Here is a 15320-nt window from a genome sequence, read left to right as displayed (position 1 = left end):
AAGGCGTAGGCTTGATGCAAACCGACCTGATTGCTTCCCTGTCTCTCGCAGCTCCCGAGGTTCTCCTCGCGCTGAGCGGACTGGCATTGCTCATGATCGGCGTGTTCTCCGGAGAGCGCGCCTCCACTCTCGTCAATGGGCTTGCTGTTGCCGTTCTGATTGCAGCACTCGCTCTTGTCGTTATCTTCCCGCACAATGGCAGCGCCTTTGGCGGTGCCTTTGTGAGTGATGCTTTCGCACGTTTCATGAAGGTGCTGACACTGATCGGCTCCATCGTGGCGCTGATCATGTCTGTTGGCTTTGCGCGTGAAGACAAGTTCGATAAGTTCGAATTCCCGGTTCTGATCGTGCTGGCAACACTCGGCATGCTCATCATGGTGTCGGCATCGAACATGCTCACACTCTATATGGGCCTCGAATTGCAGTCTTTGGCACTTTATGTGCTGGCAGCCTTCAACCGTGATAGCGTTCGTTCGACTGAAGCGGGCCTCAAGTACTTCGTGCTTGGTGCACTTTCGTCGGGCATGTTGCTCTATGGTATCAGCCTTGTTTACGGTTACACCGGTCATATCGGTTTTGCCGAAATCGCAAACGCAATCACCGGCGGCGAACGTCAGCTTGGTCTGGTCTTCGGTCTGGTGTTTATCCTTGCAGGTCTCTGCTTCAAGATTTCCGCCGTTCCATTCCATATGTGGACGCCGGATGTTTATGAAGGTTCACCGACACCTGTAACCGCATTCTTTGCCGCTGCTCCAAAAATGGCAGCAATGGCGCTGATCGTTCGCGTTGCTGAAGGCGCTTTCGCTCCTGTTACCCATGACTGGCAGCAGATCATCACCTTCGTTGCAATCGCTTCGATGGTGCTGGGTGCTTTTGCTGCAATCGGTCAGCGCAACATCAAGCGCCTGATGGCTTATTCCTCGATCAGCCACATGGGCTATGCCCTTGTTGGTCTGGCTGCGGGTACCGTTGTCGGCGTGCGTGGCGTCGCACTTTACATGGCGATTTATCTCGTCATGACGCTCGGCAGCTTTGCCTTCATCCTGTCCATGCGGACAAAGGACGGCAATGTTGAACAGATTGACGATCTCGCAGGTCTGTCGCGCAGCAATCCGCTTATGGCCTTTATCATGACGATCATGCTCTTCTCGCTTGCAGGTATTCCGCCGCTCGCTGGCTTCTTCGGTAAGTGGTATACCTTTGTTGCAGCCGTTGAAGTGGGCCTCTATCCGCTGGCGATCATCGGTATTGTCGCTTCGGTTGTTGGCGCGTTCTACTATCTGCGCATGATCAAGATCATGTGGTTCGATGAGCCGGTGACGACTTTCGTTCCGGCAGCAATTGAGCTGCGTCTCGTGCTGCTTGTTTCAGGTGCATTTGTTCTCTTCTATGCACTGATTGGCGGCTGGCTTGGCGGTCTTGCTGAAACTGCAGCAAAGACTTTCTTCTGAGCATGACTATCAATAAGGCCGCAGGTGATGGCAATGGTTTCACGCTGGCACCTGCGGCTTTAGCAGACAACTATCGGCTGGAGTTTTTTCCCGTCGTTGGTTCTACCAATGCAGAGGCGCTTGATCGGGCAACTGCCGGCGATGCCGGGCGCCTCTGGTTCGTGTCTCCGAAACAGGAAAGCGGACGAGGGCGCCGGGGCCGTACATGGACTGCTCCCGAAGGCAATCTTGCAGCAACGCTTCTTCTCGTCGATCGCTTTGATCCGAAAATTGCAGCCACGCTTGGCTTTGTTGCAGGACTTGCGCTTGCTGATGCCGTTGATGCGGTTTTGCCGGAAGCTGTGGCTTCGCGCGTGACTGTTGCGCTCAAATGGCCCAATGACGTGCTGGTTGATGGCGCAAAACTCTCCGGTATTCTCCTTGAATCGACGCTGCTTTCTGACGGTCGTTTTGGTCTTGCGGTGGGCATGGGCACAAATGTTGTCGCCTCTCCGCAAGGCTTGCCTTACCCCGCGACATCCTTGCGTGAACTTGGCAGTCAGGTCGATGCAGCGACATTGTTTTTGGCACTTTCGGATGCATGGTGTCATTATCATTCAATATGGAATGCTGGGCGAGGGCTGAATGAAATCCGTCTGCGCTGGCTCAAGCGCGCGCATGGGCTGGGCCAGCCCGTTATGATGCAGTTGAATGGCCGTATTGTTGAAGGTGTTTTTGAAACCATCGATTCGGACTGCCGCCTTGTTATCCGCGAAGATGACGGTACACGTGTGCCGGTAACTGCCGGGGACGTCTATTTTGGAACGGCAGCCTCTGTTAAACCCGTTTCCTGATTGAATAATTGTGCACAATTGAACGCTGTGCGGGTTGTTCCGGGCTTGCAAACTATCGGCAGGCGGTTCAACAGGGGCATAATAAATTCTAAGTAAAGAACAGGGAGGCATTATGCCCCGCTCACCATCGACACAATTTGTCTTCCTGCCGCTTGGCGGTGTCGGCGAAATCGGCATGAACCTTGCCATGTATGGCTTTGGTCCTGAGGACAAACGCGAATGGATCGTGGTCGACATGGGCGTAAGCTTTGCTGGCCCGGAGCATCCGGGCGCGGATCTGATCCTGCCAGACATTCGCTTTCTCGAGGCTGAGAAGCATAATCTGCGCGGCATTATCATTACCCATGCGCATGAAGACCATTATGGCGCCTTGCTTGATCTTTGGCCGCGTCTGAAGGCGCCTGTTTATGCCACGCCGTTTACGGCAGGCTTGTTGGAAGCCAAGCGTCAGTCGGAATCTGGTGCACCGGAAATTCCGGTCAACATATTCAAAGCGGGTGAGACCTTTGAGGTTGGTTCCTTCGAGATAGAAGCGATTGCGGTTACGCACTCGATTCCAGAGCCTGTTTCGCTCGCCATCACCACACCGCTTGGTACAGTCGTTCACACGGGCGACTGGAAGATGGACCCTGATCCATCCATGGGACCGTTGATTGACGAAGCACGTTTCCGTGCAATCGGCGATCAGGGCGTTTTGGCGTTGATCTGCGATTCCACCAATGCAATGCGCGATGGTGAATCACCGTCTGAGCGACAGGTCGGTGAAAGCTTGCGCGAGCTTATTGAAGGCGCGCGTGGTCGCGTGGCGATTACAACGTTCTCATCCAACGTTGGCCGTATCCGCTCCATTACAGAAGCGGCGCGCGATGCTGGTCGTCAGGTGCTGGTGGTCGGTCGTTCGATGAAGCGCACAATCGCGGTTGCGACCGAGCTTGGCTATATGGAAGGCTTGCCGGAGTTCCTCAGCGAAGATGATTACGGCTATATCCCGCGCGAAAATGTCGTAATGATCCTGACGGGCAGCCAGGGAGAGCCACGTGCAGCGCTGGCCAAGCTTGCGCGTGATGAAATGCGCAGCATCGCGTTGTCGGCAGGCGACACGGTTATTTTCTCATCGCGCCCGATTCCGGGCAATGAAAAGGCTATTCTCGACATCAAGAACAAGCTCATTGATCAGGGCATCAAGCTGATCAGTGATGATGATGCGCTTGTGCATGTTTCCGGCCACCCGCGCCGCAGTGAGCTAAGGCGCATGTATTCTTGGGTGCGTCCGAAGATTCTCGTGCCCGTTCATGGCGAGGCAGCGCATCTTGTCGCGCAAGGGTCGCTCGGTGCTATGGAGGGCATTGAAGAGATTGCACAAGTGCGCGATGGCGACATGTTGCGCCTGGCACCAGGCAAAGCAGAAATCATCGATGAAGCACCTGTTGGCCGTATCTATAAGGACGGCAAGCTGATCGGCGACGAAGACGAAATCGGCATGGTTGAGCGGCGCAAGCTCGCTTATGTCGGCCATGTCGCTGTTTCTGTGCTGCTCGACCGTGACTTCAAGATCATGGATGAGCCCGATCTGGTTGCCTTTGGCCTGCCTGAAGAAGACAGGCAGGGCGATTTGATCGAAGATATTCTGCTTGATGCGGCAATCGAAGCGATCGACAGCATTCCTCGGGCGCGCCGCAAGGATATTGAAGTGGTCCGTGAATCGGTTCGCCGTGCGGTTCGTGCTGCGACAAATGAAGCATGGGGCAAAAAGCCGGTGGTGACAGTCTTCATCAACCGGATAAAGTAGCTCTGTTTTCGGAGGAGGAAGATAGATGCTCAAACGCCTGAACCATGTCGCAATCGTGGTTCCAGATATAAAGTCCGCCTCTGCGCTTTACACAGGACAGCTTGGTGCGAACGTGACCGCGCCGCAAGCTTTGCCTGAGCACGGGGTGACGGTGGTCTTTATTGATGTGGGGAACACCAAGATCGAATTGCTGGAACCGTTGGGAGAGGGATCGCCCATTGCGAGTTTTCTGGAAAAGAACCCTTCGGGCGGAATGCATCATCTTTGCTATGAAGTTGACGATATTTTAGCCGCACGCGATCATCTCAAGGCGCAAGGGGCACGCATTCTCGGTAATGGTGAGCCAAAGATTGGCGCCCATGGCAAGCCGGTGCTGTTTTTGCATCCCAAAGACTTCAATGGCACTTTGATCGAGCTTGAGGAGGCATGAGATGACGATTGTTTCCGGTATCGCGATGTATTTTATCTTCTGGTGGATAACACTATTTGCGCTCTTACCGGTTGGATTGCGCACGCAGGCGGAAGAAAATGACGTGACATTGGGAACGGTCGCGAGCGCGCCAGCCAAACCACGCATCGGACTTGCATTTCTGCGTACCACGTTTGTCGCCACCGCGATCTTCTGCATCTATTATTACCTGACGCAGGTTCAGGGCTTCAGCCTTGATGATATTCCGCATTTTTTTCCCGATCTGAAGTAAAATCGGACATTCTGTTTCTCGATAAATGAAGCGCTGCAAGACATGGTGCCTATTTTTTAGGTGCTATTTTTTGAGGCGGCATTTTTGTCGCTCGCGTCAAGATCATGCGTTGAATCTAAAATGTATCAATCCGTTATAACGGTTTGAAAAGAAAGAAATTTAGTGCCTTTCCAACGAAAGCGCGTAGCGGCTTCGCGCAAGACAATACGTGATAAAAATTGAGACAGCATTTCCAATGATCCACTCAAAACAGCAAATGCTCTGAGCTTTGGAAAGCTTGCCTGTGACGCTGCGCTTTGCATTGAAAAACTGAAAAATATCAAAGGCTTATTTTGCCTGGTGAGAGCTTTTTCTCTTGAAGGCACGGCAAAGCCAAAAAAAAAGCAAGGCTTTCGCCTTGCTAGTCGAATACGCGTTCGATCCGTTTCCGTATTACAGGCGGCTGCGAATTAACGCGCCTGGATCCATCCTCCCAAGACTTTGACCGCGTGAAACAACGGTTAGCTCCGTTGTTATGCTTATTGATGAAAAAAATAGCGGACTGCATAGCTTTTGTCACCAAAAATCTTTTGTGATGTCATATTTCCTTCGCAATTTTGCCGCCTCGCGTGTGCGATATGCATAATACATTGAAATTTAAAATGAATCTCGGCGCCTTTCTTAAATGATCTTTTTCGTCATTCTGGCGGTGATGGCTGTGGATGGGAAAAAACCTTCTGATTAAAGCACGGGGAGGCGGGTTTTCAATAGCGGTATAACCCGTTATGAAGCCAGCAAGTTTGCTTAATTTTTGCCTGATTCTACACACAGTCGGTTGCTATTCAGGTAATCTCTCTCTTGATCGGTGGTCACGATGCGTCTGTCGCAGTATTTTTTGCCCATTCTGAAGGAAAACCCAAAAGAGGCAGAAATTGTCTCTCACAGGTTGATGTTGCGTGCGGGTATGATCCGTCAGCAGTCGGCAGGCATTTATTCATGGCTCCCGCTTGGCCTGAAAGTGCTCAACAAGGTCTGCAACATCATTCGTGAAGAGCAGAACCGTGCAGGCGCCAACGAAATTCTGATGCCGACGATCCAGTCCGCCGATCTTTGGCGCGAAAGCGGTCGTTACGATGCATATGGCAAGGAAATGCTGCGCATTCAGGACCGGCAGGAGCGCGAAATGCTCTTTGGTCCGACCAATGAAGAAATGGTCACGGATATTTTCCGTTCTTATGTGCGCTCCTACAAGGATCTGCCGCTGAACCTCTATCACATCCAGTGGAAGTTCCGCGATGAGGTGCGTCCGCGTTTTGGCGTGATGCGCTCGCGTGAGTTTCTTATGAAAGACGCCTATTCGTTCGACCTCGATTACGAGGGCGCGAAAATGGCTTATTACCGCATGTTCGTGTCGTACCTGCGTACATTTGCGCGTGTTGGTCTTCAGGCGATCCCGATGCGTGCCGATACCGGCCCGATTGGCGGCGATCTCAGCCACGAATTCATCATTCTCGCTGAAACCGGCGAAAGCCAGGTTTATTGCGATAAGGCATATCTTGAACTGGCTGTTCCGGGCGCAGATACGGATTTCCGTAACGATGAGCAACTGACCGATATCGTCAAGCGCTGGACAACGCCTTATGCAGCAACCGACGAGATGCACGACGAGGCTGAATGGGCAGCTGTAAAAGCTGATGATCAGGTTTCAGCGCGCGGTATTGAAGTCGGCCACATCTTCCATTTCGGCACGAAGTATTCTGAGCCGATGGGCGCAAAAGTGCAGGGGCCTGATGGCAAGGAACACGCTGTATCGATGGGGTCTTACGGCATTGGTCCTTCGCGTCTGGTTGCAGCGGCAATCGAAGCTTTCCACGACGAAGCTGGTATCATCTGGCCCAAGGCAATTGCGCCTTTCGGTGTTGGCATTGTCAACATGAAGCCCGGTGATGAGGCTTGCGATGGCGTGAGCGAAAAGCTCTATACTGCCTTCACCAATGCCGGTCTTGATCCACTGCTTGACGACACGGATAACCGTGCGGGATCGAAGTTTGCAACGATGGATCTGATCGGTCTGCCTTATCAGGTGATTGTTGGTCCGCGTGGCGTTGCTGCCGGTGAAGTTGAAGTCAAGGATCGCAAGACTGGTGAGCGTCAAAACCTCACCATTGAGGCAGCAATCAACCTTTTGACGGCATAACCATGAGCAATGCGGCGGCAGCAAAATCTGACGGCAAGCAGAAGGTGCCTAACAAGGCGCCTTCTTCAGGTCCTTTCTCCGCTTATGAGCGGATGATCGCATGGCGCTATTTGCGAGCGCGCCGCCGCGAGACGTTTATTTCGGTCATTGCCGGTTTCTCTTTCACGGGCATCATGCTCGGTGTTGCAACACTCATTATCGTCATGGCGGTGATGAACGGTTTTCGCGCCGAGCTGCTCAATCGAATTCTCGGTATTAATGGCCATCTCATCATGCAGCCGATAGATCGGCCGCTGGATGACTATGCGAGCCTGATTACACGTATTGACGGTATTTCCGGCGTAAAATTTGCCATTCCGGTGGTTGAAGGTCAGGCTTTGGTGCAGGGCAATATTGGCGCAGGCACCGGTGCTCTGGTTCGAGGGCTTCGTGAAGAAGACCTCGACAAGCTCAAGCTTGTTTCGGACAATATCAAACAAGGCACCCTGAAAGGCTTTGATCAAAGCGGAGGCGTGGCCATTGGCACGCGTATGGCTGAAAATCTTGGTCTTTCTGTCGGTGATACGCTCCGCGTTATCTCACCCGATGGTGATGTGACACCGTTTGGCGTCAATCCGCGGGTTAAAGCCTATCCTATCGTTGCAATCTTCGAAATTGGCATGTCGGAATATGACGCGTCGATTGTCATGATGCCGCTTTCAGAAGCCCAGCTTTTCTTTAATCAGGAAGGCAAAGTGCAGTCGCTTGAAATCTTCGTCGATAATCCTGACAAGGTGGATGCAATGCGCGCACCGGTCGAGGAAGTTGCGGCTCGTCAGATTTCCATGGTCGATTGGCGCCAGCGCAACCAGACCTTCTTCTCGGCTTTGCAGGTCGAGCGCAATGTCATGTTCATGATCCTGACGCTGATCGTGCTCGTCGCAGCCCTTAATATCATTTCCGGCCTGATCATGCTGGTGAAGGATAAGGGCCGTGACATCGCGATCCTTCGAACCATGGGCGCCACACGTGGGGCTATCATGCGAATATTCCTTATGACAGGCGCAGCCATTGGTGTCACGGGTACGTTTGCAGGCGTGGTTTTAGGCGTGGTTGTGTGCCTCAACGTCGAACGTCTGCGCGAGTTCTTCTCGTGGCTTTCCGGCACGACCCTGTTTAATCCAGAGCTCTATTTCCTGAGCACGCTTCCGGCCAAGATGGATGTCGGCGAAACGGTTTCCGTCATAGCTATGGCTCTGATCCTTTCCTTTATTGCCACCATTTTTCCGGCCTGGCGCGCTGCTAAACTCGATCCGGTCGAAGCATTGAGGTACGAATAATGGCGGCTGAAGTTATTCTGCGTCTGGAAAATGTCAGCCGGGCCTATAAGGAAGCTGATCGCGAACTGGTCATCCTGAAAGATGCGAGTTTTACACTGCATCGTGGCGAGATGGTTGCACTGGTTGCCCCGTCTGGTGCTGGTAAATCGACATTGCTGCATACGGCCGGTTTGCTGGAGCGCCCGGATGCGGGTGATGTTTTTCTCGATGGCCGCTCCTGCAGTGCCCTTTCAGAGGATGAGCGCACAGCCGTTCGCCGCAACGATGTTGGCTTTGTTTATCAGTTCCATCATCTTCTGCCGGAGTTCACGGCACTTGAAAACGTGATGATGCCACAGATGATCCGTGGCCTGCCACAAAAGGCAGCGTCCGTTCGCGCGCAGCAGTTGCTCGACTATATGAAGATCGGCAAACGTGCTTCGCATCGCCCATCGGAGCTGTCGGGCGGCGAGCAGCAGCGCGTTGCCATTGCGCGCGCAGTTGCCAATGCACCTCTGGTATTGCTGGCCGATGAGCCAACCGGCAATCTTGACCCGACAACATCCTCTTATGTTTTTGGTGCGCTGGAAGCACTGGTGCGGCAGTCGGGACTGGCTGCGATGATTGCGACGCATAATCACGAGCTGGCGCGTCGGATGGATCGTCGTGTGACGTTGAAAGACGGCAAAGTCGTCGATCTTTGAGAGCGCTTTGACGTCGCTCTAAGCTTTTCGTTCAATCGCCCTATAGAGCGCCGGTGGCCATGCTGCCGGCGTTTGCATGTTTATTTTTCATAAACCTTAAATACACGCGATCGCTTAAATGGGTGTTGACTTTGGAACAGAAATGGAACAAACAATAAACATACGTGAACAAAGAGGAGTTATTCCAATGACCGATCTCGTCTACGACGTTTTGTCTTTCGTCTCCATCAGCCTTTTCGTTGCGACCTTCGCCATATGGGTGAGTGCAATCTGAAAGCGCAAAGCGGGTTCTTCTGTGAACCTCGCTGATAGTAACGGCGCTCACTCTGGACATCGTTACCGTATTCCCCGAAAGTGTGACGATGGGCGATAAGAGTCGCCCGTTACCCTGTGCAAATCTCATATCGTGAGCAGCACTCGGATGGCGCTGAAAACATGATTTCGCTATCATGGTGTTGCGGCGCAGTCAGCTCTGCAAAGATCGGGGAATGAATATGAATGATACAGCAAGCATGCGTGCGGGCGAGGATATGACGTCACCTCGTTTCGTTCATCTGCGAGTGCATTCTGCTTATTCCTTGCTTGAAGGCGCCTTGCCTGTTGGCAAGATCATCAAACAGGCGATTGCCGATCAGGCACCGGCCATCGCGATAACTGACACCAACAATCTGTTTGGTGCTTTGGAGTTCGCCCAGAAGGCATCTAAGGATGGTTTGCAGCCGATCATCGGTTGCCAGCTCGATGTTGCATTCGGCGATCACAATGATAACAGCCGCAGTGCCAATCGCCGTCTGGTTCTCGACTTGGCACCCTTGGTTTTTCTCGCTTCGACCGAGGAAGGTTATGCGAATATTGTCCGGCTCGTCAGCCGCGCATTTCTCGACACGCCTTCGGGCGACCCTGTGCATGTCGATGCTGGGTGGCTGGCTGGCCTGTCAGAAGATGTGATTGTTCTCTCCGGTGGCCCTCTTGGACCAATCGGACGCGCTTTTGCCGCTGATCGCCCGGATCGTGCAGAAAGCCGTTTGGCTTTTCTGAAAGAAGCATTCGGTGACCGGCTTTATGTCGAGTTGCAGCGGCAGGCAGGTTATGATCGTGCGCTTGAGGCGAAGACCGTTGAACTTGCTTATGCAATGGAATTGCCACTCGTTGCGACCAATGAAGCTTTCTTCCTTAAGGCAGAGGATTTTGAAGCGCATGATGCGCTGCTCGCCATCGCCGAAGGGCAAATTATTTCAAATGATGATCGCCGTCGTCTGACGCCGGACCACCACTTGAAAAGCCGCGCAGAAATGGCGGCTCTGTTCGCCGACCTGCCGGAAGCGCTCGAAAACACGATTGAAATTGCGGAGCGTTGCAGCTGGTTCACCCAGACACGAGCGCCAATCCTGCCGCGTTTCACGGGTGAATCCGACGATCCCGAAGCCGCAGTTCAGGCGGAGGCCGAAGAACTGGCGCGACAGGCGCGCGAAGGTTTGAAGATGCGGCTGGAAACAGCCGGGCTTGCTGAAGGGTATACGCAAGAACAATATGCCGAGCGTCTCGATTATGAGATCGGCATTATCACGCGTATGAAGTTCCCGGGCTACTTCCTCATTGTTGCGGACTTTATCAAATGGGCCAAGCAGCAGGGGATCCCTGTTGGCCCCGGTCGTGGTTCGGGTGCGGGCTCTCTCGTCGCTTATGCATTGACGATTACTGATGTTGATCCGTTGCGCTTTTCGCTGCTGTTTGAGCGCTTCCTCAATCCTGACCGCGTATCGATGCCAGACTTCGATATCGATTTCTGTCAGGATCGGCGCGAAGAAGTCATTCGCTATGTGCAGGGAAAGTACGGTCGCGATCAGGTCGCACAGATCATAACTTTCGGAACACTTCAGGCGCGCGCTGTGTTGCGTGATGTGGGTCGCGTTCTCGAAATGCCTTACGGGCAGGTCGACCGTCTCTGCAAGCTTGTGCCGCAGAATCCGGCCAATCCGGTGTCTCTGGCGCAGGCCATTGAAACAGAACCCAAGATTAATGAGGAACGTGAGAAAGAGCCGGTTGTCGGCCGTCTTCTCGATATGGCGCTCAAGCTTGAAGGGCTTTATCGCCACGCATCGACACACGCAGCCGGTATCGTTATCGGTGATCGCCCATTGTCTGAACTGGTGCCGATGTATCGCGATCCGCGCTCGGATATGCCGGTCACGCAGTTTAATATGAAATGGGTCGAACAGGCCGGTCTGGTCAAGTTCGACTTTCTTGGTCTGAAAACGCTTACGGTTCTTGAGACGGCAGTGAAGCTTGTTGCGCGTAAAGGCATTGAGATTGACCTGTCGCGCTTGCCCTTGGATGACCAACTGACTTATGAAATGCTTTCGCGTGGCGAAACGGTCGGCGTGTTTCAGGTGGAAAGTGCCGGAATGCGAAAGGCGCTGCTCGGCATGCGCCCGGACCGCATTGAGGATATTATTGCGCTCGTGGCGCTTTATCGTCCGGGTCCGATGGAAAACATTCCGACCTATAACGCGCGCAAGAACGGTGAGGAGGAGATTGCCTCCATCCACCCAAAGATTGATGACCTGATCAAAGAAACGCAGGGCGTTATCGTTTATCAGGAACAGGTGATGCAGATCGCGCAGGTTCTTTCGGGCTACTCGCTCGGTGAAGCTGATCTTTTGCGCCGCGCCATGGGTAAGAAAATCCGCGAAGAAATGGACAAGCAGCGCGTCCGCTTCGTGGACGGTGCCATTGAAGGCGGTGTCGACAAGGCGCAGGCGAATATGATTTTCGACCTGTTGGCCAAGTTCGCCGACTATGGCTTCAACAAGTCGCACGCTGCTGCTTATGCGATTGTATCTTATCAGACCGCCTACATGAAGGCGCATTATCCCGTTGAGTTTCTCGCCGCTTCAATGACATATGATATGTCGAACGCCGATAAGCTGAATGATTTCCGCCGCGATGCAAATCGTCTGGGGATCGATGTGGTGACGCCATCGGTCATGACGTCTTTTCGTCCCTTCGAAGTTGGCGAGAAGAAGATCTTCTACTCGCTTGCCGCAATCAAAGGTGTTGGTGAAGCCGCCGTTGATCATATCGTCAGTGTGCGGGCCGAAAAGCCGTTTGAAAGCCTTGAAGATTTCTTTGAGCGGATTGATCCGAAAATTGTCAATCGCCGCGTGACGGAAAGCCTGATCAATGCAGGCGCTCTCGATTGTTTCGGTCGCGACCGTGCGGCCATGAGCGCTGGCATGGACCGCATCATGGGGTTTGCCCAACGCACACAGGAAAATGCGGCCAGCGGTCAATCGGATATTTTTGGTCTTTCCGGCGCGCCCAAGGAAACCCTGATCCTTCCGCAGGCAGCCCCTTGGTTGCCTTCGGAAAAGCTGCATCGCGAGTTTCAGGCGGTTGGCTTTTATCTTTCTGCGCATCCGCTTGACGAATACCGTCAGGTGCTTGATCGCATGCGTGTACAGAGCTGGGCTGATTTCTCGGCAGCAGTCAAGCGCGGCGCAAATGCCGGGCGTCTGGCGGGTACGGTGACGACACGGCAGGAGCGCAAGACCCGCACAGGCAATAAGATGGGCATTGTGCAGTTGTCCGATGCCACTGGCCAGTTTGAAGCGGTCCTTTTCTCGGAAGGTCTTGCGCAATATCGTGATCTTCTGGAAAGCGGTAAGTCTGTCGTTATTACGGTTGCCGCAGAAAATCGCCCGGAGGGTATCGGGCTTCGCATCCAGACCGTGCAATCGCTGGAGGATCGGGCTTGCGCAATGCAAAAGGCATTGCGGCTTTATCTACGCTCGGCTGAAGCGGTGAAAAGTATCGTTCCGCATTTTAACACGCGCGGCGATGGACAGGTAAGCCTGATCGTAATCAAGGAAGAGGGGCAGCGTGAAGTGGAGATCGAACTTCCACACCGCTATCGCGTCAGTCCACAGATTGCGAGTGCCATGAAAGCTATTCCGGGCGTTGTTGACGTCGAGCTGGTCTAGAGCATTTCCAGCAAAAGTGCGAAGCGGTTTTGCGTAGGATAATGCGTGACAACACACAGAGCATTTCCAGCAAAAGTGCGAAGCGGTTTTGCGTAGGATAATGCGTGACAACAAACAGAGCATTTCCAGCAAAAGTGCGAAGCGGTTTTGCGTAGGACAATGCGTGACAACAAACAGAGCATTTCCAGCAAAAGTGCGAAGCGGTTTTGCGTGGGATAATGCGTAAAAAATATAGAGCATTTCCAGCGATTCAAACAAAGCAGGAAATGCTCTAAAAACCGGCCAATTAGAATTGGCCGGTTTTTTCCATGTTTTTAGTAAGCAGCAGTGAAACGCTTGCCGATATGTTTGCCCTGTTCTGCTTCATCGACAATCGCCACGGCCAGATCTTCAACCGAGATTTTGCTTTCGCCTTTGTCATCAAAGACTGGCTCGTCTGCGCCAAGACGATATTTGCCGGTGCGTTCGCCGGGTTGAAGAATGATTGCGGGCGAAACAAAGGTCCAGTCGAGGTCTTTTTCTTCACGCAGTTCATTGAGTGCCTGGCGTGCGCCAAGCGCGCCTTCTTTCCACTCGGCGGGAAAATCCGGCGAATCCACCAGCTGATGGCCGTTGATTTCCAGACTTCCGGCGCCGCCAACTGCGATGAGACGCTTCACGCCTGCTTTCTTGGCAGCTTCGTTGATGGAACGGCTGCCCTTGATGTGGTTTTCGCGGATATTGCGGTCTGTCCAGCCGGGATTAAAGGCTGAAATAATCACGTCATGGCCTGCAATTTGCTTGGCGAGCGCATCCGTGTCGAATACGTCGGCCTTTACAGCGGTAACATTGTCGAGTTTCGCAACCTTATCTGTATGGCGGACAAGTGCTGTGACGCTGTGACCGCGCGATTGTGCTTCCTTGAGAATTGCAGCGCCGACAAAGCCGGTAGCGCCGATGAGTGCGATTTTAGCCATTTCATGTTCCTTTCAAATCAGTCACTGAAGTGATATTTAATAATCAGGTTCTTTATAGTAACTACGTAGTCGATATGATAAACCTTGTGAAGAACGCACTTTTTCATGATTAGGGTACATGGAGGTAACTGCATGCCCGACAAGGCCACTTAGGGAAGTAAAATGAAAATCACGACCCAACCGGATAACGGAACACCGCTTCTATCATCGACGGCTGCTTTTCAATCGGAGCCCGATGGAAAGGGGCTTTGCCCCATTCGTGAAGTGCTCGACCGGGTGGGCGATACGTGGAGCATCCTCGTTATTTTTAATCTGCAAATGGGATCAATGCGGTTTAATGCATTGCGCCGATCTGTGGAGGGTATTTCACAAAGAATGCTGACCGTGACGCTGCGTTCACTTGAGCGCGATGGCCTTGTGGCGCGTCATGTGCGCCCAACATCGCCGCCGGAAGTGAATTATTCCCTGACCGAACTTGGACATTCACTTGCTGTGCCGATTGATGTGCTGGGGCAGTGGGCTGTCGAAAACCGGGAACAAATGCGCGATGCCCGTCGGCGTTTTGATGCCGCTGCAGAAGATTAGGCTCAAGCCCGCTTTAATAAATGGGGCCAGAGCCAAACGAACCGGATGCCGGAATGCTCGTTACTCGTTTCAACAAAGGAGAATGAAACATGCCTGCAAAATCAAAAGCACAGCAAAAAGCAGCGGGTGCTGCACTTGCCGCAAAGCGCGGCGAGATCAACAAGAGTGAACTCTTTGGCGCCTCAAAAGAAATGTATGAAACAATGACGGAGAAAGAGCTCGAAGAGTTTGCCGAGACCAAACACAAAGGTCTTCCCGAGCACGTCTCAGACAAAAAAAGCAGCTGACTCATCATCAGCTGCTCTTCTTCTATGATCTGTTAAGCGCTTACTTCGCGCCGTTTGCGGGTACAAATTCGATGGCTTTGAGCTTGCCGCCGCTAATTCCGCAGCGCAAGGTTATCGTGTCCCATTGCGTGCCGCCAGTTTTGCGCCGTGCTTCTCCGGGTACGGAAATGACGGCAGAAACTTTACGTGCATCTTTTGTGCTGAATTTCGCAGATTTGTCGTTTGTTGTTGCCGCGGAAATATCATCTTTTGTAAAACCAAGACGATCATATTTCTTGCTCTTTTTAACATAATCATAAGCACTTGCAACGCAGTCAGCCACCTGTGGTGACGCCTGCTGATCCTTGACAAGTGTCTGATAATTGCCAGTAAAATCTTTTGAACGCTTCGGAACACTGTCGGCATGGGCGGCGCCGGCTACGCCGAAAGCGAAAATTGCGGAAAGTATGATCTTGGTCGATTTCATGATTTGCTTCCTTGGAAAAGCTACCGCACCAATCGGCGGTTAGCAAAATCGATAATGAAGATAATATTAGTGAGGCAGTTTGAATTTTTTA

General features: G+C 52.7%; 13 protein-coding genes. 11 read left to right on the top strand and 2 right to left on the bottom strand.

What is annotated here, in order from left to right; translation table 11 throughout:
• Nucleotides 1–14 precede the first annotated feature (14 nt).
• The 9 genes from nuoN (at nt 15) to dnaE (ending at nt 12935) form a co-directional block, all read left to right on the top strand.
• Nucleotides 15–1451, top strand: a complete 1437-nt coding sequence (gene nuoN, locus VBH83_RS05625; RefSeq protein WP_265983554.1) for an NADH-quinone oxidoreductase subunit NuoN — start codon at nt 15–17, stop codon at nt 1449–1451.
• Between the two features lie 2 nt (nt 1452–1453).
• Nucleotides 1454–2284 carry a biotin--[acetyl-CoA-carboxylase] ligase gene (locus VBH83_RS05620; protein ID WP_265983555.1) on the top strand — a complete coding sequence of 277 codons (831 nt, stop codon included), beginning with the start codon at nt 1454–1456 and terminating at the stop codon, nt 2282–2284.
• Nucleotides 2285–2396: 112 nt separating this feature from the next.
• On the top strand, nt 2397–4073 hold the full coding sequence (locus VBH83_RS05615; RefSeq protein WP_396996687.1) for a ribonuclease J: 1677 nt from the start codon (nt 2397–2399) through the stop codon (nt 4071–4073).
• 25 nt (nt 4074–4098) lie between these two features.
• A complete protein-coding gene (mce, locus tag VBH83_RS05610; protein ID WP_265983559.1) occupies nt 4099–4503 on the top strand; it encodes a methylmalonyl-CoA epimerase in 405 nt (134 codons plus the stop codon).
• 1 nt (nt 4504) lies between these two features.
• The gene (locus VBH83_RS05605; protein ID WP_265983560.1) at nt 4505–4774 is read left to right on the top strand and encodes a DUF1467 family protein; all 270 of its coding nucleotides are present in this window, start codon (nt 4505–4507) and stop codon (nt 4772–4774) included.
• 853 nt (nt 4775–5627) lie between these two features.
• Nucleotides 5628–6950 carry a proline--tRNA ligase gene (gene proS / locus VBH83_RS05600; protein ID WP_265983562.1) on the top strand — a complete coding sequence of 441 codons (1323 nt, stop codon included), beginning with the start codon at nt 5628–5630 and terminating at the stop codon, nt 6948–6950.
• Between the two features lie 2 nt (nt 6951–6952).
• The gene (locus tag VBH83_RS05595; RefSeq protein ID WP_265983564.1) at nt 6953–8269 is read left to right on the top strand and encodes a lipoprotein-releasing ABC transporter permease subunit; all 1317 of its coding nucleotides are present in this window, start codon (nt 6953–6955) and stop codon (nt 8267–8269) included.
• Nucleotides 8269–8952, top strand: a complete 684-nt coding sequence (locus tag VBH83_RS05590; RefSeq protein ID WP_265983566.1) for an ABC transporter ATP-binding protein — start codon at nt 8269–8271, stop codon at nt 8950–8952. Before VBH83_RS05595 ends, VBH83_RS05590 begins: the two co-directional genes overlap by 1 nt.
• A gap of 494 nt (nt 8953–9446) precedes the next feature.
• Complete coding sequence (gene dnaE / locus VBH83_RS05585; RefSeq protein WP_265983569.1) at nt 9447–12935, top strand: DNA polymerase III subunit alpha; 3489 nt, start codon at nt 9447–9449, stop codon at nt 12933–12935.
• Between the two features lie 314 nt (nt 12936–13249).
• Here the strand turns inward: dnaE and VBH83_RS05580 are convergent, their stop codons facing one another.
• Nucleotides 13250–13891, bottom strand: a complete 642-nt coding sequence (locus tag VBH83_RS05580; RefSeq protein WP_265983571.1) for an NAD(P)-dependent oxidoreductase — start codon at nt 13889–13891, stop codon at nt 13250–13252.
• Nucleotides 13892–14053: 162 nt separating this feature from the next.
• Here VBH83_RS05580 and VBH83_RS05575 point away from each other — a divergent pair, with 162 nt between their 5' ends.
• Both VBH83_RS05575 and VBH83_RS05570 read left to right on the top strand, forming a co-directional pair.
• Nucleotides 14054–14476 (top strand): helix-turn-helix domain-containing protein, encoded by a 423-nt coding sequence (locus VBH83_RS05575; protein WP_265983572.1) that lies wholly within the window; start codon nt 14054–14056, stop codon nt 14474–14476.
• A gap of 89 nt (nt 14477–14565) precedes the next feature.
• Nucleotides 14566–14763: a DUF3008 family protein gene (locus tag VBH83_RS05570; protein ID WP_265983573.1), complete on the top strand. Its 198-nt coding sequence runs from the start codon at nt 14566–14568 to the stop codon at nt 14761–14763.
• A 40-nt stretch (nt 14764–14803) separates the two neighbouring features.
• Here the strand turns inward: VBH83_RS05570 and bspC are convergent, their stop codons facing one another.
• Nucleotides 14804–15229 (bottom strand): type IV secretion system effector BspC, encoded by a 426-nt coding sequence (bspC, locus tag VBH83_RS05565; protein WP_265983574.1) that lies wholly within the window; start codon nt 15227–15229, stop codon nt 14804–14806.
• Nucleotides 15230–15320: the final 91 nt, after the last annotated feature.

This window comes from Ochrobactrum sp. S1502_03 (assembly GCF_044435015.1).
GTDB lineage: Bacteria > Pseudomonadota > Alphaproteobacteria > Rhizobiales > Rhizobiaceae > Brucella > Brucella chromiisoli.
The sequence above is the reverse complement of the archived record's forward strand: the minus strand, read 5'-3'. Positions and strand labels throughout refer to the sequence as shown.

Coding starts and splice junctions, on each gene's coding strand:
- nuoN (WP_265983554.1), top strand. CDS start 15: ATGCAAACCGACCTGATTGCTTCCCTGTCTCTCGCAGCTCCCGAGGTT.
- VBH83_RS05620 (WP_265983555.1), top strand. CDS start 1,454: ATGACTATCAATAAGGCCGCAGGTGATGGCAATGGTTTCACGCTGGCA.
- VBH83_RS05615 (WP_396996687.1), top strand. CDS start 2,397: ATGCCCCGCTCACCATCGACACAATTTGTCTTCCTGCCGCTTGGCGGT.
- mce (WP_265983559.1), top strand. CDS start 4,099: ATGCTCAAACGCCTGAACCATGTCGCAATCGTGGTTCCAGATATAAAG.
- VBH83_RS05605 (WP_265983560.1), top strand. CDS start 4,505: ATGACGATTGTTTCCGGTATCGCGATGTATTTTATCTTCTGGTGGATA.
- proS (WP_265983562.1), top strand. CDS start 5,628: ATGCGTCTGTCGCAGTATTTTTTGCCCATTCTGAAGGAAAACCCAAAA.
- VBH83_RS05595 (WP_265983564.1), top strand. CDS start 6,953: ATGAGCAATGCGGCGGCAGCAAAATCTGACGGCAAGCAGAAGGTGCCT.
- VBH83_RS05590 (WP_265983566.1), top strand. CDS start 8,269: ATGGCGGCTGAAGTTATTCTGCGTCTGGAAAATGTCAGCCGGGCCTAT.
- dnaE (WP_265983569.1), top strand. CDS start 9,447: ATGAATGATACAGCAAGCATGCGTGCGGGCGAGGATATGACGTCACCT.
- VBH83_RS05580 (WP_265983571.1), bottom strand. CDS start 13,891: ATGGCTAAAATCGCACTCATCGGCGCTACCGGCTTTGTCGGCGCTGCA.
- VBH83_RS05575 (WP_265983572.1), top strand. CDS start 14,054: ATGAAAATCACGACCCAACCGGATAACGGAACACCGCTTCTATCATCG.
- VBH83_RS05570 (WP_265983573.1), top strand. CDS start 14,566: ATGCCTGCAAAATCAAAAGCACAGCAAAAAGCAGCGGGTGCTGCACTT.
- bspC (WP_265983574.1), bottom strand. CDS start 15,229: ATGAAATCGACCAAGATCATACTTTCCGCAATTTTCGCTTTCGGCGTA.